Origin of the sequence: Herbaspirillum sp. 1173 (assembly GCF_031455335.1) — a bacterium.
In the GTDB taxonomy this organism is placed as follows: Bacteria; Pseudomonadota; Gammaproteobacteria; order Burkholderiales; family Burkholderiaceae_D; genus Herbaspirillum; species Herbaspirillum huttiense.
On sequence record NZ_JAVDSP010000001.1, the window covers coordinates 238,820 to 256,151 of the forward strand.

A 17,332-nucleotide genomic window follows, 5' to 3' on the forward strand; every position below is an offset into this window, starting at 1 on the left:
AGACTAGGTTCAAGGGGAGGGCGCTGCCGCAGCGGGCAGCGCAGTGGCCGGCGCGCCGGGCGCGCGGCAACCCGGTATTGTAAATCAGCTTCTGGTCAGCAAGACCACGCCGACGATGATCACGCCGATGGCCAGCAGGCGCTGCAGGGAGATGGCCTCGCCCAGGAAGTACCAGGCACCGATGGCGTTGATGATGTAGCCCAGCGAGAGCAGCGGGTAGGCGATGGTCACGTCCACCCGCGACAGGCCGATGATCCACACGCCCACCGAGATCACGTAGCAGGACAGGCCGCCGATGATGGGCAGCTGGGTAGCCAGCTTGAGGCCGGTGGAAAACCAGTTGTCCGCCGTCAGGTGGATCGCACCGACCGCATTGGTGCCGGCCTTGAGCAGCAGTTGTGCAACGGCGTTCAGGCAGATGCCGACGAAGATGAAGCCAAAGGTAGTCAGGTTCATTTCGCCGCCTTCTTCTCGCCAGCGACCGCTGCGGCGGGGGGCGGATCATTGGCCACGATCACGCGGCGCGGGTCCTGGCCGATCAGGCGCATCGGCAGCTTGCGTTCGACCAGCTGCTTGTAGATGGTCGGATCGATGATGGCGATATCCTTCTTGCCAGCCGCGTTGTCGGCCACCCATTGCGCCACGAAGGCGTCAATGGTCGGCAGCCACAGCTGCGGTTCCTGCTTGAGACCGAACTCCATTTCGTCGGCATGCTGCACCAGGGTCATGGTGCGGCGCAGGTAGAAGGGCAGGGCCTGTTCATAGCGGCCGACCAGGTAGATCGGGGTTTCCGGCTTCAATTCAGCCTGCAATGCCGGCACGTAGTCCACACCCGCCGAGTAGCGGCCCTGCGGATCATGGCCCAGCATCAGCAGCTGGCCGGCCACGAAGGCGGTCGCCGCCAGCGCGGTCACGGCCCAGTCCTTGTGCTGGCGTGCCAGGCGGATGGCGGCGATGCCGCCGACGAAGAAGATCAGGGTGGCGGCGTACAGGTAGGGCACGTGGGCCTCCACCAGCGGCAGCGAGTAGGCATCCTTGGCCAGCGAGGGCACGCGCGGGATGAAGGCCAGCGCCACCGCCGAGGGCAGGGCCACCAGCGAACCGGCCCAGGCCAGCGCCTTGTAGTCCGCTTCGTCCAGGTAGCAGGCGATCAGCAGCGCCAGCGCCGGGAAGATCGGCAGGATGTAGGAGGGCAGCTTCGAGTCCGAGATGCTGAAGAACACGAAGATGAACACCGCCCACACCAGCAGCATCCGCTTGGGCTGGAAACGCCCGCCGTTGAGGCTGTTGTAGCCGGCGGTGTCGCGTTGCTCGCGGGTGCCTTTCCACAGGCTCTGGAAGAACACGCCCAGCCAGGGAATGATGCCCAGCACCAGGATGGGAATGAAGTAATACCACGGACCGGTGCGGCTATGGATCTTGGTGGTGAAGCGCTGGAAGTGCTCGTGGATGAAGAAGAACTGCGGGAATTCCGGATTGCGCAGCGACACCGCCACGAACCAGGGCGTGCAGATCGCAAAGAACAGGATCAGGCCCTTGACCAGATGCAGTCGCTTCCAGATCGCCCAGTCGCGCGCAAACAGGGTATAGAGCACCAGCACCGCACCGGGCAGAACGATACCGATCAGTCCCTTGGACAGCACCGCCAATGCCATGCCGGCCCAGCACAGGAGCATCCAGTTGCGCTGGCCTTCACGGGAGGCACCGTCGCGCTGCGCCATCAGCAGCGAGCACAGGGCGATGGTCATCATGCCCGACAGGCCCATGTCCAGCGTATTGATGTGGCCCATGCCCGCCCAGAAGAAGCTGGAGGCCAGCACCAGGGCGGCATAGAAGCCGACGCGGGCGCTGAAGACGCGGGTGCCGGTGTAAGCCGCCAGGCCGATGCCCAGCAGGCCGCACAGGCCGGTCCACAGGCGCGCCTGCCATTCACCGAGGCCGAACAGCTCGAAGGTGATGGCATTCATCCAGGTTTGCAGGGGCGGCTTCTCGAAGTACTTGATGCCGTTCAGGCGGGTGGTGATCCAGTCCTGCGTGGCCACCATTTCGCGCGCCATCTCGGCATAGCGGCCTTCGTCGGTGGGCACCAGTACACGGGCTCCGAGCATCCAGAACCAGACCAGCAGGAAGAGAATGAGCAGCGTCCAGACGAACGCCTTGGATTTATACAGTTCGCGCATTGACAGCGGTTCCTTGTTGCGTGTTCTTGGGTTTCTTGTCGCGGCAGGTGCCGGCGTCAGGCCTGGGGCGCAATGATCAGCGCCAGCGCCACCTTGCGCCCTTCGGCCATGAGAATGTTGTAGGTCCGGCAGGCGGCCTGGTTGTCCATGCACTCCACGCCGATGCGGCGCGCAGTCAGCACCGTGGTCAGCTTGGGATGGACGAAGCGCTGGCGCTCGCCGGTGCCCAGGATGACCACGTCCGGTGCGGTGGCATCGATCTGGGCGAAATGCTCGGGAGTGAGCGCCTCGAAGCTCTCTGCCGGCCAGGGCACCGGCTCGGTCTCGGGCAGCACCAGCAGGCTGTTGGTGAAACGGATGGCATTGAGCTCGACGCCGTCCTCATCATAGGCGGTGACGGTCTGGTATTGCTTGGTTTCGGTCGAATGGAGCTTCATCGCAGATGGGCAGGATGGGTTGCAGGCGGCCCCGCGGGGCGAACGACCGGGCCATGATGTCAAGTCGACATGCATCGCAGCAACGCGGTCGTAAAGTGCGCCATTGTAGCCGTTTCCGACCCCGGCGCACGCCTATTTGATTGATAAAATGCTTAGCTTTGGGCAAAATGGCCGGTTCCCGGCAAGCCCATGAGGCAGCGCCGCAGGCCGCTTTGCAGGTGCTTTACATTGCACTGCAGCAGGCAAAAACGTGCAGGAAAATGATGGCAAGCGTGGTAATGGAGGGGAGCCGCAGGATAATGGTTCCGGTCCGGTGCCCGCGGCCGATGAAGCAGGACAGGACGGGCAGGGGCCGACGCCGCCTGTCGCGAAACGATTAGAGGAAGAGCTGTGCGACCGATTCAGAAATCCAAGAAGCTGGCAGATGTGTGTTACGACATTCGGGGTCCCGTGCTGGAAAAGGCGCGCCAGATGGAGGAAGAAGGCCACAAGATCATCAAGCTCAACATCGGCAACCTGGCCGCCTTCGGCTTCGATGCGCCCGACGAGATCGTGCAGGACATGATCCGCAACATGGGCAATGCCTCCGGCTACACCGATTCCAAGGGCCTGTTCGCGCCTCGCAAGTCGGTGATGCACTACACCCAGCAAAAGAAAATCGAGGGCGTGACCATCGATGACATCTACCTGGGCAATGGCGCCTCCGAACTGATCGTCATGAGCGTCAATGCGCTGCTCAACACCGGCGACGAAGTGCTGGTGCCGTCGCCCGACTATCCGCTGTGGACCGCCGCCGTGAGCCTGTCCGGCGGCACCCCGGTGCATTACGTCTGCGACGAGCAGCAAGGCTGGCAGCCCGACATCGCAGACATCAAGAAGAAGATCACCCCCAACACCAAGGCCATCGTCGTCATCAATCCCAACAATCCGACCGGCGCGCTGTATTCGGTGGAGGTGCTGAAGGAGATCATTGAGCTGGCGCGCCAGCATCAACTGATCATCCTGGCTGACGAGATCTACGACAAGGTGCTCTACGACGGCAACACCCACACCTCGCTGGCCTCGCTGGCCGACGATGTGCTGTTCATCACCTTCAACGGCCTGTCCAAGAACTATCGTTCCTGCGGCTACCGCGCCGGCTGGATGGTGGTTTCGGGCGAGAAGAAGCATGCGCGCGACTACATCGAAGGCCTCAACATGCTGGCCTCGATGCGCCTGTGCGCCAATGCGCCCGGCCAGTTCGCCATCCAGACCGCGCTGGGCGGCTACCAGAGCATCAATGACCTGGTCGCCCCCAATGGCCGCCTGACCAAGCAGCGCGACCTGGCGCACAAACTGCTGACCGACATTCCTGGCGTGACCTGCGTCAAGCCCAAGTCGGCGCTCTACATGTTCCCGCGCCTGGATCCGGAGGTTTATCCGATCAAGGACGACCAGGAATTCGCCTACGAACTGCTGGCCGAGGAAAAGGTATTGATCGTGCAGGGCACCGGCTTCAATTGCCCGACGCCGGACCACTTCCGCGTGGTGTTCCTGCCCAACACCGACGACCTGACCGAATCCATGGGGCGCATCGCGCACTTCCTGGAAGGCTATCGCCGCCGCCACGGCACGGCCTGATCCGATTTGCAGTACCCGTCACGGCCGCGGCCTGCGGCGTGGCGGTCATTTTTCACCAACCACGAAGACAATATGAAATCCATCAAAGTAGGTTTGCTCGGCATCGGCACCGTGGGTTCCGGTACTTTCAATGTTCTCAAGCGCAACCAGCAGGAGATTGCGCGCCGTGCAGGCCGGGGCATTGAAATTACCATGGTCGCCGCTCGCAATACTGCCCGCGCGACCGAACTGACCCAGGGAGAAGTCAAGGTCGTCAATGACGGCAACCTGGTGGTGAACGATCCCGAGATCGATATCGTCGTGGAGCTGATCGGCGGCGATGACATCGCCCGCGACCTGGTGCTCAAGGCCATCGCCAACGGCAAGCACGTGGTCACGGCCAACAAGGCCCTGATCGCCAAGCATGGCAATGAAATTTTCAAGGCGGCGCAGGAAAAGGGCGTCATGGTGGCCTTCGAGGCGGCCGTGGCCGGTGGCATCCCCATCATCAAGGCCCTGCGCGAAGGCCTGACCGCCAACCGCATCCAGTGGGTGGCCGGCATCATCAACGGCACCACCAACTTCATCCTTTCCGAGATGCGCGACAAGGGTCTGGACTTCGACGTGGTATTGAAGGAAGCGCAGCGCCTGGGCTATGCCGAAGCCGATCCGACTTTCGACATCGAAGGCGTGGATGCCGCCCACAAGCTGACCATCATGGCCTCGATCGCTTTCGGCATCCCGGTGCAGTTCGACAAGGCCCACGTGGAAGGCATCACCAAGCTGCAGGCAAGCGACATCACCTATGCCGAGAAACTGGGCTACCGCATCAAGCTGCTGGGCATCACCCGCCAGACTGCCAAGGGCATCGAACTGCGCGTGCACCCGACGCTGATTCCGGCCTCGCGCCTGATCGCCAACGTTGAAGGCGCGATGAATGCCGTGGTGGTGCGTGGCGACGCCGTGGGTGAAGCGCTGTACTACGGCAAGGGTGCCGGTTCCGAGCCGACCGCCTCGGCCGTGATCGCCGACCTGGTCGACATCACCCGCCTGGCGACTGCCGACCCCGAACACCACGTGCCTTCGCTGGCCTTTCAGCTCAACGCCATGGCCGATACCCCGGTGCTGCCGATGAGCGAAGTCGTGACCAGCTACTACCTGCGCATCCGCGTGGCCGACCAGGCTGGCGTGCTGGCCGATGTGACGCGTATCCTGGCGGATTCGACCATCTCCATCGACGCCATGCTGCAGAAGGAGCCGGCTGAAGGCGAGCAGCAGACCGACATCATCATGCTGACCCACCAGACCCAGGAAAAGAACATCGAGGCTGCCATTGCCAAGATCGAAGCCCTGGCGACAGTGGTCGGCCAGGTCACCAAGATCCGCCTGGAAGAGCTGAGCTGATTCGATCTGCTGTCATTGCATCAAGGAAAAACGGAGCCCGCGGGCTCCGTTTTTCTTTGGATCGGGAAGAAGGGGGGGGTGGTAAACGCCCCCTATGATCATTTCTTCAGTTCGAAATTGCAGACTGCCTGCAGCATGGCGTCGCCGACCGACATCGGCTTGGGCTTGATGAACTCTTGTCCCTTCAGGGCATCGCTGTGGTCACGCTTGTCGCCCTTGCCATCGTTCTCGGCGAAGATGATTTCGCGCACCAGCTTCATGCTGCCGGCCTTGCAGTTGTACTGGTGCAGGTCCTTGTAGGATTTCAGCGCGGGGAAGCTCTTGTCGCCATTGTTGGGACGCGCTTCCTTGAAGTTCCACATCGACCAGGCTTCGCGGATGCCGCCCGATTCGACGATGGAGTCGGTATCGACCAGCAGTTCGGACGTATCCGAGCCACCCAGCGATTGCCAGTTCTCGGCGTGCGCCGGCAGGCTCGCCAGCAGGGTGCCGAACAGGCCGGCCGCGGCCAGCAGGGTCTTGATCTTGTGGTTCATGCCGTTTTCCATCCTTTTGAGTTTGAAGTGCATCTTTGATGTGGCCAGCGTGCAAACATTCCCGCCATCCCGGCGGCGCTGCACGAAGTGGCGCAGCATAGCCCGGGCATGCGCGGCTTTCAAGGGTGGTAACGTTTTATTTCAGCTTGCGCCGGCGCCATGATGATTCAGTGCAACAAATGGCCCGTCAGCCCGAGACCCTGCGCCACCGCCCTGTCTGCAGGTGCAGCTTTCTTCCATGCCGCGCTTTTGTGCAGCGCCCGCTGGCCGTATAATCGTGGACTTTCCTCCCATTCCACGCTCCCGCCGCCTGCCGGCGCATCCTAATCGACATGCAATACGTTTCCACCCGCGGTCACGCTGCAACTCCTTCCTTTTCCGACATCTTGCTGGGCGGCCTGGCCCCTGACGGCGGCCTGTACCTGCCGGCCACTTATCCGCAGGTCAGCGGTGCCGAGCTGGACCAGTGGCGTACGTTGTCGTATGCCGACCTGGCTTTCGAAGTGCTCAAGAAATTTGCCACCGACATTCCCGAAGCCGACCTGAAGGCGCTGGCCCACAAGACCTATACCGCCGACGTCTACCGCAACACCCGCGCCGGCGAAGATGCCAGCCAGATCACCCCGCTGCGCACCCTGCAGGAAGAAGGCGGCAAGAAGCTGGTGCTGCAGAGCCTGTCCAATGGTCCCACGCTGGCCTTCAAGGACATGGCGATGCAATTGCTGGGCAACCTGTTCGAATATGCGCTGGCCAAGAAGGGCGCGGAATTGAACATCGTCGGCGCCACCTCCGGTGACACCGGCAGCGCCGCCGAATACGCCATGCGCGGCAAGAAGGGCATCCGTGTCTTCATGCTGTCGCCGCACAAGAAGATGAGCGCCTTCCAGACCGCGCAGATGTTCAGCCTGCAGGACCCGAACATCTTCAACCTGGCCGTGGAAGGCGTCTTCGATGATTGCCAGGACATCGTCAAGGCCATCTCCAACGACCTCGAATACAAGGCCGCCAAGAAGATCGGCACCGTCAACTCGATCAACTGGGCGCGCGTGGTGGCGCAGGTGGTGTATTACTTCCGCGGCTACCTGGCAGCCACGACCAGCAACGAGCAGAAGGTGTCCTTCACCGTCCCCTCGGGCAACTTCGGCAACATCTGCGCCGGCCACATCGCCCGCATGATGGGCCTGCCCATCGACAAGCTGGTGGTGGCCACCAACGAGAACGACGTGCTGGATGAATTCTTCCGCACCGGTCACTACCGCGTGCGCAAGTCCGCCGAGACCTACCACACCAGCAGCCCCAGCATGGACATCAGCAAGGCCTCCAACTTCGAGCGCTTCGTCTACGACCTGCTGGGCCGCGACAGCGCACGGGTCAAGGCGCTGTTCCACAAGGTCGAGACCGCAGGCGGCTTTGACCTGAGCGGCCAGGCCGGCAGCGACGGCAATGAATTCGCCAGCGTCCTGCAGTATGGCTTCGCCTCCGGCAAGTCGACCCACGCAGACCGCCTGGAGACCATCCGCTTTGCTGAAAAGGCCTATGGCATCACGGTCGACACCCATACCGCCGATGGCATCAAGGTAGCGCGCGAGCATCTGACGCCGGGCGTGACCATGATCGTGCTGGAGACGGCCTTGCCGGCCAAGTTCAATGAAACCATCCGCGAAGCCCTGGGCCGCGACGCCGACCGTCCGGCGGGCTTCGAGAACATCGAGGCGCTGCCGCAGCGCTTCGAGGTGATGCCGGCCGATGCCGCCCGGGTGAAGGCTTACGTGGCCGAGCACACCGGTCTGTAAGCCGCGCCTTACCATCTCTACGCCGTCCGCGCCATTGGCCCGGACGGCGTTTTTCATGGAGCGCGTGCGGGCGGCGATTGCATTAGAATGTCGGGTCGCTGTATCGACCAGAAAACAACGCTTCACCCTTGTCCCGAACTTCGATCTTCTCCGTCAGGCCTGCCATGTCCTCCACGCCCGTTCCTTCCGCAGCCCCCTCATCCGACAAGCCGGCCCGCCCGCCCATGCAAAGCGTCAGCCAAGCGCTCGATACCTTGTTGTCGGCCGCCGTGCCGGTGGTGGAGAGCGAGACCGTCGATACGCTGGAGGCGTGCGGACGCGTGCTGGCAGCGCCGGTGGCGGCTTCCATCGACGTGCCCGGCATGGACAATTCGCAGATGGATGGCTACGCCGTGCGGGCGGCGGATTGCGCATCGGGCCAAGCGCGCCTGCGCGTATCGCAGCGCATTCCGGCGGGCCACGTGGGCCAGCCGCTGGAACCGGGGACGGCGGCGCGCATCTTTACCGGTGCGATGATGCCGCAAGGGGCCGACGCCGTCGTCATGCAGGAAGCCTGCGAGACCGAGGGTGAGCACGTGGTGATCCGCCATGTCCCCAAGAGCGGTGAATGGGTGCGCCTGATCGGTGAAGACATCCGCCAGGGCAGCACCATCCTCGCCGCCGGTACCCGGCTGCGCCCGCAGGAACTGGGGCTGGCGGCCTCCATCGGACAGGCGCAGCTGCAGGTGCTGCGACCGGTGCGCGTGGCGGTGTTCTTCACGGGCGATGAGCTGACCATGCCCGGCCAAGCCCTCAAGCCGGGCGGCATCTACAACTCCAATCGCTTCCTGCTGCGCGGCCTGTTGCAGAAACTGGGCTGCCAGGTCAGCGACTTCGGCATCGTGCCCGACAGTCTGGAGGCGACCCGCCAGACCCTGCGCGAGGCCGCGCGCGAGCACGATCTCATCATCACCAGCGGCGGCGTCTCGGTGGGGGAAGAAGACCATGTGAAGCCTGCTGTCGAAGCCGAGGGCCGCATCAACATGTGGCAGATCGCCATGAAGCCTGGCAAGCCGCTGGCCTTCGGCCAGGTGCGCCGCGGGCAAGGGGCGGGAGAGCAGGGAAGTGAAGCTTTCTTCCTGGGGTTGCCGGGCAATCCGGTGTCGTCCTTCGTCACCTTCCTGCTCTTCGTCAGGCCCTTCATCCTGCGCCTGCAAGGGCTGCCGCGCGAGGCCGTGTTGCCGCAACCGGTGGCCATGCGCGCCGACTTCGACTGGCCACGTGCCGACCGCCGCCAGGAATTCCTGCGCGTGCGCCGCAATGCGCAGGGCGGACTGGATCTGTTCCCCAGCCAAGGGTCGGCAGTGCTGACCTCGACTGCCTGGGCCGATGGCCTGATCGACAATCCGCCGGGGCAGATCATCGCCGCCGGCGACACGGTGCAGTTCCTGGCCTTCGATCATCTGCTGAACTGAACGCGGCGCAACAGCGATGAGACTGGCGGAGATCGATCAGTACCTGAGCAGCAGCATTCCCAGCGAAGCCACCGGCTGGCGGCGCTTCGTGCTGGAGTTCCTCATGTTCGGCCTCAAGGAGGCGCGTTGCTGCCTCTTTGCGGGGCTGTTCTTTGCGGCCGTGTTCCTGATGCCGCGCGCCGGTCTGTTCGGCATTCCGCGCTATGACGCCTTGCTGCTCTTCGCCTTGCTGGTACAGGTCTGGATGGTGTCGACCCGCATCGAGACCATCGCCGAACTCAAGGCCATCAGCGTCTTCCACGTCGTCGGTTTTGCACTGGAGGTATTCAAGACCTCAGGAGCGATCCAGTCGTGGAGTTATCCTGACTTTGCCTATACCAAGCTGTTCGGGGTGCCGCTGTTCTCCGGCTTCATGTATGCCGCCGTGGGCAGCTGCATCATCCAGGCCTGGCGGCTGTTCGACCTGCGCATCCAGCATCATCCCCCTTACTGGATGGCGACCCTGATCGCCTTGCTGATTTACGTCAACTTCTTCACCCATCACTACATCGGTGACTACCGCTGGTACCTGGCAGCCTGCGCGCTGGGCCTGTATGCGCGCTCCACGGTGCTGTTCCGTCCGCTGGACCGCGATCGCAAGATGCCGCTGCTGCTGGCGTTCCTGCTGATCGGATTCTTCATCTGGCTGGCCGAGAACATCAGCACCTTCTTCGGCATCTGGCGCTACCCCAACCAGATGGGGGCCTGGTCCACCGTGCACCTGGGCAAGTGGAGCGCCTGGTCGCTGTTGGTCATGATGACCTTTACCATCGTGGTGCATCTCAAGCATATCCGCAGCAAGATTCATATCGCCCACTAAGGGCCTGCTGCCACCCTCAAGGAAATCCATGAAAATCGAACTTCGTTTCTTCGCCAGCGTGCGCGAAGCCCTGCAGACCTCGCAGGAAATCATCGAGCTGCCGGACAGCGTCAAGACCGTCGGCGACGTGCGTGCCTTCCTGATGGGCCGCGGCGGCATCTGGGCCGAAGTGCTCGGCCCCGAAAAGAACCTGCGCATGGCCTACGACCATGAAATGACGGAGGCCGATACCGAGGTCGTCGACGGCGGCGAAGTGGCCTTCTTCCCGCCCGTCACCGGAGGCTGAGGTGAGCCCCCGCCGCGATCCTGTAGCCGGCACCATTGCGCATTACAGCAGCCATGCCGAGAGCTTCCGCGAAGGGACCTGGGATCATGACGTCAGCCAGAACATGGCAGCCCTGCTGGACGCACTGCACGCCAGGGCGGGAGCCGCCGGGCAGGGACCGTTCACGATCCTCGATGTTGGCTGTGGCCCGGGTCGCGACCTGATCGAATTCACCCGGCGCGGCCACGTGGCAGTGGGCCTGGACGGCACTGCCGAGTTCGTCGAAATGGCGCGAGCGGCCAGCGGCTGCGAAGTCCTGCACCAGGACTTCCTGCAACTGGATCTGCCGGTGGCGCGCTTCGACGGGATCTTTGCCAATGCCTCGCTGTTCCATGTGCCGGCGGTGCATTTGCCGCGCGTGCTGGGGCAGTTGCATGCCAGCCTGAAGCCGGGCGGCATCCTCTTCAGTTCCAATCCTCGCGGCAATGATCTGGAAGGCTGGAGCGGTCCGCGTTATGGTGTCTGGCATAGCCTGGAAGGCTGGCGTCGCTACTTGCAGCCAGCAGGTTTCATTGAATTGCGGCATTATTACCGCCCTGACGGTTTGCCACGCGAGCAGCAACCGTGGCTGGCCAGCGTCTGGCAAAAGACGCAAGACCCGCATCCAGCGGGCTGAGATCGAACATTCGGAATCCCGATTCTTTGGGAGGAGACCAGGCCTGCGCCAAACAGGTCTGCGGAGGGGTGCAAAAGACATCGTTCAATGAAGCGATGCGCATTCATCCACACCTGTAGAAGGATCTATCTTGATTTCGACCCATCTGGCCGCCTGGGCGGCCCAGGACACGCAGTTGCTGCTGGTGACGCTGGCGGCACTGGTCACCATCGTGGTGCTGATCAGTTTCCTGTCCATCGCACCTTTCCTGTCCATCCTCATCGGTACCTTCGTGGCCGGCATCGGTGCCGGCCTGCCGCTGGAAGACATTGCCAAAGCCTTCAGCAAAGGGGCCGGCAGCCTGCTCGGCGAAGCCGGCATCATCATCGCCCTGGGGGCCATGCTGGGCGCGCTCATGGCCGAATCGGGCGCAGCCGACCGCATCGTCAATACCCTGCTCCGCTATGCGCGCGGCAGCATCATTCCCTGGATGATGGCGCTGGTGGCGCTGGTGGTTGGCCTCCCGCTGTTCTTCGAAGTGGGGCTGGTGATGATGGCACCGATCATCTTCGTGATGGCACGCCGTTCCGAACTGCCCATCATGCGCGTGGCCATTCCCGCACTGGCCGGCATGACTACATTGCACGCGCTGCTGCCGCCGCATCCGGGCCCGCTGATCGCCGTGTCCGCGCTGCACGCCGACCTGGGCACGACCATGCTGCTGGGCTTCATCGTGGCCATCCCTGCGGTGATCATCGCCGGTCCCCTGTACGGCAACTTCATCGCGCCGCGCCTGAACCTGGCTGAACCGGACCAGATCGGCAAACTGTTCAGCGCCCGTGAAGGCCAGTCGCAGCCCAGCTTCCTGGTGGCGCTGGTGACCATCCTGCTGCCGGTGGTGCTGATGCTGGGCCGCACCGTGGCGCGCATCTGGGTCACGCCCAAGACCGAGCTGTTTGAAATGCTCAATTTCTTCGGCGAACCCATCATCGCGCTGACCGTGACGGTGCTGTTTGCGGTGGTGGTGCTGGGCTGGGGGCAGGGCAGCAGCCGCTTTGAAGTTGGTGCCACGCTGCGCCGCGCCTTGCCGCCCATCGCCGGTCTGTTGCTGACCATCGGTGCGGGTGGCGGACTGAAGCAGACCCTGCTGTCGGCCGGTATCAGCGACACCATCACCAAGATCGCCGATGGCACCCACATGCCGTTGATCCTGCTGGCCTGGATCATTGCCGTGGCGCTGCGCCAGGCCACCGGTTCGGCCACTGTCGCCACGACCGCCACTGCCGGTATCGTTGCGCCGCTGGTGGCGGGCCTCTCTGCCACCCACAACTCCCTCATGGCGCTGGCCATCGGGGCTGGCTCGGTGTTCTTCTGTCACGTCAATGACGCCGGCTTCTGGATGGTCAAGGAATACTTCGGCCTGAACCTGAAGCAGACCCTGGCCACCTGGTCGGTGATCCAGACGCTGGTTTCGGTGATCGGACTGGGCATGACGTTGCTGCTGTGGGGACTGCTGGTGTAATGCCGCTGCACTCGCGGACGGGCTGGCGCTGGTAGAATCGCAGCCTGCATTCATTTCCTGTTGAACCATGCCCGTCCGCGTCCAGACTGCCGATTTCGATCTCTCCACTGAAGTGGCGCAGTTGCGCCTGGCCAATCCGCGCGTCGGCGCGGTGGTCAGTTTCGTGGGCACCGTGCGCGATCTCAACGATGGTGCAGCGGTCTCGGAGATGGAACTGGAACACTATCCGGCCATGACCGAGCGGGCCCTGGAGCAGATCGTGGAACAAGCCAAGGCACGCTGGCCCATCTTCGATGCGCTGGTGATTCATCGCGTCGGTCCGATGCAGCCGCGCGAACAGATCGTACTGGTGGCGGTGACTTCACCGCATCGCGGCGAAGCCTTTGCCGCCTGCGAATTCATCATGGATTACCTCAAGACCCAGGCCCCGTTCTGGAAGAAAGAGCAAACACCCGACGGTGCCCGCTGGGTCGATGCCCGCGAAAGCGACGACACGGCGCTGGCCAAGTGGGCGCAATAAGTCAGCATCGCCCGGGACACTGATCCCGGCGACGCCATCAACGGCACACAGGGGGATTTTCGTCTTGCCATTCACTTTCCGCTTTCCCCGCATCCCGGGTTTGCCCACGACGGCCACGGCACCGTTCTGTCCTTCCGAAGTGGCCGGTACCGTCAACGTGCCGCGTGGTGCTTCTGTTTGGCAGAAGCTGCGCATCTACGTCGGCCCCGGGCTGCTAGTGTCGATCGGCTATATGGATCCGGGCAACTGGGCCACGTCCATCCAGGCGGGTTCGCAGTTCGGTTATCAGCTGCTGTTCGTTGTAATGCTCTCCAGCCTGGCTGCCATCGTGCTGCAATGCCTGTGCGCGCGGCTGGGCATCGCTACCGGCAAGGATCTGGCGGTGCATTCGCGCGAGCACTATCCGCCCGCCGTGGGCAAGGGCATGTGGGTGCTGGCCGAACTCTCCATCATCGCCTGCGACCTGGCCGAGGTGCTGGGCTGCGCGCTGGCCTTCAACCTGCTGCTGGGGGTGTCGTTGCCGGTGGGCGTGCTGCTGACCGCGCTGGATACGCTGATCGTGCTTGGCTTGAAGGGCAGGGGATTCCGCCAGGTCGAAGCCATCATCCTGGGCCTGGTCATCACCATCGCCGCCTGCCTGCTGGCGCAACTGGCCTTCGTCAAGGCGGACTGGCACGAGGTAATGCAGGGCTTCGTCCCCTCGCTGCAGGCTATTTCCAGCCGCGAACCGCTGTACCTGGCCATCGGCATCATCGGGGCCACGGTGATGCCGCACAATCTCTACCTGCATTCCTCCATCGTCCAGACCCGCAGCGTGCAGCGCGATCCGGCTTCGCTGCTGGAGGCGGTGCGCTATACGCGGGTCGATACCACGGTGTCGCTCCTGATCGCCATGGTCATCAACGCCACCATCCTGATCCTCGCGGCTTCGGCCTTCCACAAGAGCGGCAATACGCAGGTTGCCGAGCTCGATCAGGCCTACCACCTGCTGGACCCGATTACCGGCTCGGCCATGGCGGCCATTCTGTTTGGGGTAGGCTTGTTCGCCTCCGGACAGAGTTCGACCTTCACCGGCACCATCGCCGGACAGGTCATCATGGAAGGCTTCCTCAAACTGAAGATTCCCTGCTGGCAGCGCCGCGTCATCACCCGCGCGCTGGCCCTGGTACCGGCGCTGATCGGCGTGCTCACGCTGGGGCCGCATTCGGTAGGCAAGCTGCTGGTCGCCAGCCAGGTGGTGCTGTCGCTGCAGCTGCCCTTCGCCATGTATCCGCTGATCCGCCTCACCAGCCGCCGCGATCTGATGGGCGACCTGGTCAACCGCTGGTGGGTGAGTGCATTGGCCTGGCTGCTCTTCGTGACCATTTCGGCGGCCAATGTGTGGCTGGTGTGGCAGGTGTTTGCCGAGTAGTACAAGCTCATTTGCACATCAAAATATCATGATTGAACTGGATTTTCAGGTTAATGATGATAGTATGGTGTGTATATGAAGACTTCCTGCACACTTCAAGTTCATATCGACGGGGCCTGGCGGCAGGCCGGTGCGTTGTCGTTGACTGCGCCGGTCGAGCTGGGCATGGCGGCCTCGACTTACTTCAGCTATGACGCCGTGCACGCCATCGATTACATGGGCAGGCGCGATGCTGCGGCCTTGTCGGTGAACGTGCCGGTGGGGTTGGAGAGCCTGAGCGAAGCGCGCTGGCCAGCTTGCCTGATCGATCTGCTGCCGCAAGGTTACGGCCGTGGCGAGCTGTTGCGCCAGCTGGGGCTGGATGAACGCGCCGAAGCCAGCGCCGACTGGCCGCTGCTGTGTGCGGGCGCGGGCAACCCCATCGGCAACCTGCGCGTGCAGGAAGCCTGGGAGTGGGCGCAGGCGCGCAGCGGACCGCAACTGCGCGGCTTTGCGATGGATGACATCGCTGCACGCTCCGAAGACTTCAATGAATACCTCGCCCAGCATGGCTTGTTCCTGGCGGGCTCGTCGGGGGTACAGGGCGAGTGGCCCAAGATCCTGCTCACCCGTGCCCGCGATGGCCTGTTCTACCTCGACCACGCCTTGCCCGATGAGCAGGCCGAGCGCCATTACATCGTCAAGTTCGGACGCGGGCCCGACCCGGATCTGGCCGACATCCTGCGTCTGGAGGCCCCCTACATGCAGCTGGCGATGCACTTGGGCCTGAAGGTCCACGGCGCGCTGCAACTGCATGGCAAGGCCTTGTTCATCCCCCGTTTTGACCGCGAAGTGCGCGGGACCGAAATCGTACGCCACGCACAGGAAAGCATTGCTTCCCTGTGCGGCGTGACGGGCTTTGCGGCCATCCCGTCGCACAATGTTGTCTGCGCCAGGCTGGGTGAAGTCGCCACCGATCCGCTGCCCGAGATCATCGAATATCTGAAGCGCGACATCGCCAACATCGTCCTGCGCAACAAGGACAATCACGCCCGCAATACCGCCATCCGGCGCGATGCACAGGGGCGGATCAGCCTGACGCCGCTGTTCGACTTCGCCCCGATGTGGCTGCATCCGGATGGCATTGCACGGCGCATGCGCTGGGAACGCGACGATGGGGGCTCACCGCAGTGGGCCAGGGTCATCACGCAGGCCTGCGAAGCCGCGCAGATCGAACAGGAACCGGTCAGATCGGCCTTGCGCGAGATGGCGTCGCCGCTGGCGGACCTGCTGCCATATGGCCGCAGCCTGGGTATCGAAAGCACCTTCCTCGACCCGCTGGCCGCCACCGTGGACCAGGTACGGGCACAGCTGGAGGCGCTCTGAATGGACAAACGCTTCAAGCCCCTGACCGCCATCGAGCAGATGGAAGAGCGCCGCGCACTCTTCGACGAACTGGCCGCCGATCCCACGCTGCCGGTGCCGGCGGTGGTCCGCAAGATCCGCACCACCTTGCGCCTGACCATCGCCGAATATGCCAAGGTGTGCGGCGTATCGGCCCGTACCCTGCAGGACATCGAACGCGGTGAGTCCAGTCCCACCCTGGCCACGGCCGACAAGCTGCTCAAGCCGGTCGGCATGTGCGTCGGTGCCGTCATGCGCAAGCGTCCATAAAAAAAGCGACCTGTCGCCAGGTCGCCTCATCGTTTCATCTCACTGCAACGTCATCAATTCTTTGCCATCGCCTGCTGCTTGCCGCTGCCCGGCTCCAGCACCACCGTGCAGGTCAGCCCCGAGGCCAGCAAGACGTTTTCCGGCACCTTGTCCAGGTGGATGCGCACCGGGATGCGCTGGGCCAGGCGTACCCAGTTGAAGGTCGGGTTGACGTCGGCCGTCAGTTCGCGGCTCTGCGGGTTGTCGCGGTCATAGATGCCGCGGGCGATGCTGTCCACGTGGCCTTCCATGGATGCGCCGTTGATCAGCTGGATCTTGGCGCGGTCGCCGATCGACAGGAGCGGCAGCTTGGTTTCTTCGAAATAGGCATAGACCCAGAAGGAGTGACTGTCGATCACCGCGATCTTGGCTGCACCGGCGGCCGCATAGTCGCCCCGGCGCACGCTCAGGTTGGTGATGTAGCCATCCACGGGCGAGAAGACCTTGGTACGTTCCAGGTTCAGCTTGGCCGTATCCCGCTGCGACAACGCGGCCTGGTATTGCGCCTGCGCTCCCTGGAATTGGGCCTGGGCAGCTTCCAGCTGGGCTTGCGAGGCGGTGACCTGGCTGCCGGCATCTTCACGGGCTTCGCGCGAGACCACCAGCGCATCCACGTCGGCACGGCGGCGGGCTTGCGCACGGCGCATGTTCAGGTCGGCGCGGCGCGCTTCCACTTCCGCCTTGCGCACGTCCAGATCGGCCTTGCGCGCCGTGACGGCAGCCTCCGCCTGCTGCAGCGCCAGCGTGTAGCGGGCCGGGTCGATTTCCATCAGCAGGTCGCCCTTCTTGACCAGCTGGTTGTCGCGCACCGGCAAGGCCACTACCTGCCCCGAGACATCGGGGGCGATATTGACCACGTCGGCGCGGACGCGGCCGTCACGGGTCCAGGGGGAATGCATGTAGTGCTGCCACAGGCTCCAGGCCAGCAGGATGGCCAGCAGGAAGATGGCCGTGGTGATGAGAACGCGGAAGATCGATTTGACCGGCATGATGAACTACTCCTGA

General features: G+C 63.4%; 17 protein-coding genes. 12 read left to right on the forward strand and 5 right to left on the reverse strand.

Annotated elements, in window-relative coordinates; translation table 11 throughout:
* Positions 1-84 precede the first annotated feature (84 nt).
* From J2X56_RS01175 to J2X56_RS01185, 3 genes are read right to left on the reverse strand one after another with little or no spacing between them, the layout of a single operon-like run.
* On the reverse strand, positions 85-456 hold the full coding sequence (locus J2X56_RS01175; RefSeq protein ID WP_121039800.1) for an EamA family transporter: 372 nt from the start codon (positions 454-456) through the stop codon (positions 85-87).
* Positions 453-2,180 (reverse strand): glycosyltransferase family 39 protein, encoded by a 1,728-nt coding sequence (locus tag J2X56_RS01180; protein ID WP_209580662.1) that lies wholly within the window; start codon positions 2,178-2,180, stop codon positions 453-455. The genes J2X56_RS01175 and J2X56_RS01180 overlap by 4 nt, the downstream gene beginning before the upstream one ends.
* 56 nt (positions 2,181-2,236) lie before the next feature.
* A complete protein-coding gene (locus J2X56_RS01185; protein ID WP_039788406.1) occupies positions 2,237-2,617 on the reverse strand; it encodes an Mth938-like domain-containing protein in 381 nt (126 codons plus the stop codon).
* 390 nt (positions 2,618-3,007) lie between these two features.
* Here J2X56_RS01185 and J2X56_RS01190 point away from each other — a divergent pair, with 390 nt between their 5' ends.
* Both J2X56_RS01190 and J2X56_RS01195 read left to right on the forward strand, forming a co-directional pair.
* Complete coding sequence (locus J2X56_RS01190; protein ID WP_088753784.1) at positions 3,008-4,237, forward strand: pyridoxal phosphate-dependent aminotransferase; 1,230 nt, start codon at positions 3,008-3,010, stop codon at positions 4,235-4,237.
* 72 nt (positions 4,238-4,309) lie between these two features.
* Positions 4,310-5,620, forward strand: coding sequence for a homoserine dehydrogenase (locus J2X56_RS01195; RefSeq protein WP_034340975.1), 1,311 nt, complete (start codon positions 4,310-4,312; stop codon positions 5,618-5,620).
* Positions 5,621-5,718: 98 nt separating this feature from the next.
* Here the strand turns inward: J2X56_RS01195 and J2X56_RS01200 are convergent, their stop codons facing one another.
* Complete coding sequence (locus tag J2X56_RS01200; RefSeq protein ID WP_034340981.1) at positions 5,719-6,156, reverse strand: surface-adhesin E family protein; 438 nt, start codon at positions 6,154-6,156, stop codon at positions 5,719-5,721.
* Between the two features lie 332 nt (positions 6,157-6,488).
* Here J2X56_RS01200 and thrC point away from each other — a divergent pair, with 332 nt between their 5' ends.
* The 10 genes from thrC to J2X56_RS01250 all read left to right on the forward strand — a co-directional run bounded on the left by thrC (position 6,489) and on the right by J2X56_RS01250 (position 16,288).
* Entirely contained in the window at positions 6,489-7,949 is a 1,461-nt protein-coding gene (gene thrC / locus J2X56_RS01205; protein ID WP_121039806.1) for a threonine synthase, read from the forward strand.
* 164 nt (positions 7,950-8,113) lie between these two features.
* Positions 8,114-9,403: a gephyrin-like molybdotransferase Glp gene (gene glp / locus J2X56_RS01210; RefSeq protein ID WP_121039809.1), complete on the forward strand. Its 1,290-nt coding sequence runs from the start codon at positions 8,114-8,116 to the stop codon at positions 9,401-9,403.
* A gap of 16 nt (positions 9,404-9,419) precedes the next feature.
* A complete protein-coding gene (locus J2X56_RS01215) occupies positions 9,420-10,262 on the forward strand; it encodes a DUF817 domain-containing protein (RefSeq protein ID WP_209569096.1) in 843 nt (280 codons plus the stop codon).
* Positions 10,263-10,290: 28 nt separating this feature from the next.
* Entirely contained in the window at positions 10,291-10,548 is a 258-nt protein-coding gene (gene moaD, locus J2X56_RS01220; RefSeq protein WP_121039815.1) for a molybdopterin converting factor subunit 1, read from the forward strand.
* Position 10,549: 1 nt separating this feature from the next.
* Positions 10,550-11,203, forward strand: coding sequence for a bifunctional 2-polyprenyl-6-hydroxyphenol methylase/3-demethylubiquinol 3-O-methyltransferase UbiG (locus tag J2X56_RS01225; RefSeq protein WP_121039818.1), 654 nt, complete (start codon positions 10,550-10,552; stop codon positions 11,201-11,203).
* A 130-nt stretch (positions 11,204-11,333) separates the two neighbouring features.
* Positions 11,334-12,704 carry a gluconate:H+ symporter gene (locus tag J2X56_RS01230; RefSeq protein WP_039788393.1) on the forward strand — a complete coding sequence of 457 codons (1,371 nt, stop codon included), beginning with the start codon at positions 11,334-11,336 and terminating at the stop codon, positions 12,702-12,704.
* A 67-nt stretch (positions 12,705-12,771) separates the two neighbouring features.
* Positions 12,772-13,224, forward strand: coding sequence for a molybdopterin synthase catalytic subunit MoaE (gene moaE, locus J2X56_RS01235; RefSeq protein ID WP_121039821.1), 453 nt, complete (start codon positions 12,772-12,774; stop codon positions 13,222-13,224).
* Positions 13,225-13,288: 64 nt separating this feature from the next.
* The gene (locus J2X56_RS01240) at positions 13,289-14,635 is read left to right on the forward strand and encodes an Nramp family divalent metal transporter (protein WP_121039824.1); all 1,347 of its coding nucleotides are present in this window, start codon (positions 13,289-13,291) and stop codon (positions 14,633-14,635) included.
* 75 nt (positions 14,636-14,710) lie between these two features.
* On the forward strand, positions 14,711-16,000 hold the full coding sequence (locus J2X56_RS01245; protein WP_209569094.1) for a type II toxin-antitoxin system HipA family toxin: 1,290 nt from the start codon (positions 14,711-14,713) through the stop codon (positions 15,998-16,000).
* On the forward strand, positions 16,001-16,288 hold the full coding sequence (locus tag J2X56_RS01250) for a helix-turn-helix transcriptional regulator (protein WP_121039830.1): 288 nt from the start codon (positions 16,001-16,003) through the stop codon (positions 16,286-16,288).
* Positions 16,289-16,341: 53 nt separating this feature from the next.
* On the opposite strand, the gene J2X56_RS01255 is transcribed toward J2X56_RS01250, so the two are convergent.
* Complete coding sequence (locus J2X56_RS01255; RefSeq protein ID WP_121039833.1) at positions 16,342-17,316, reverse strand: HlyD family secretion protein; 975 nt, start codon at positions 17,314-17,316, stop codon at positions 16,342-16,344.
* Positions 17,317-17,332 lie beyond the last annotated feature (16 nt).

What these genes read in the sequence shown, in the direction of transcription:
- J2X56_RS01175 (WP_121039800.1), bottom strand. Translation starts at nt 456, where the DNA reads ATGAACCTGACTACCTTTGGCTTCATCTTCGTCGGCATCTGCCTGAAC.
- J2X56_RS01180 (WP_209580662.1), bottom strand. Translation starts at nt 2,180, where the DNA reads ATGCGCGAACTGTATAAATCCAAGGCGTTCGTCTGGACGCTGCTCATT.
- J2X56_RS01185 (WP_039788406.1), bottom strand. Translation starts at nt 2,617, where the DNA reads ATGAAGCTCCATTCGACCGAAACCAAGCAATACCAGACCGTCACCGCC.
- J2X56_RS01195 (WP_034340975.1), top strand. Translation starts at nt 4,310, where the DNA reads ATGAAATCCATCAAAGTAGGTTTGCTCGGCATCGGCACCGTGGGTTCC.
- J2X56_RS01200 (WP_034340981.1), bottom strand. Translation starts at nt 6,156, where the DNA reads ATGAACCACAAGATCAAGACCCTGCTGGCCGCGGCCGGCCTGTTCGGC.
- thrC (WP_121039806.1), top strand. Translation starts at nt 6,489, where the DNA reads ATGCAATACGTTTCCACCCGCGGTCACGCTGCAACTCCTTCCTTTTCC.
- glp (WP_121039809.1), top strand. Translation starts at nt 8,114, where the DNA reads ATGTCCTCCACGCCCGTTCCTTCCGCAGCCCCCTCATCCGACAAGCCG.
- J2X56_RS01215 (WP_209569096.1), top strand. Translation starts at nt 9,420, where the DNA reads ATGAGACTGGCGGAGATCGATCAGTACCTGAGCAGCAGCATTCCCAGC.
- moaD (WP_121039815.1), top strand. Translation starts at nt 10,291, where the DNA reads ATGAAAATCGAACTTCGTTTCTTCGCCAGCGTGCGCGAAGCCCTGCAG.
- moaE (WP_121039821.1), top strand. Translation starts at nt 12,772, where the DNA reads ATGCCCGTCCGCGTCCAGACTGCCGATTTCGATCTCTCCACTGAAGTG.
- J2X56_RS01245 (WP_209569094.1), top strand. Translation starts at nt 14,711, where the DNA reads ATGAAGACTTCCTGCACACTTCAAGTTCATATCGACGGGGCCTGGCGG.
- J2X56_RS01250 (WP_121039830.1), top strand. Translation starts at nt 16,001, where the DNA reads ATGGACAAACGCTTCAAGCCCCTGACCGCCATCGAGCAGATGGAAGAG.
- J2X56_RS01255 (WP_121039833.1), bottom strand. Translation starts at nt 17,316, where the DNA reads ATGCCGGTCAAATCGATCTTCCGCGTTCTCATCACCACGGCCATCTTC.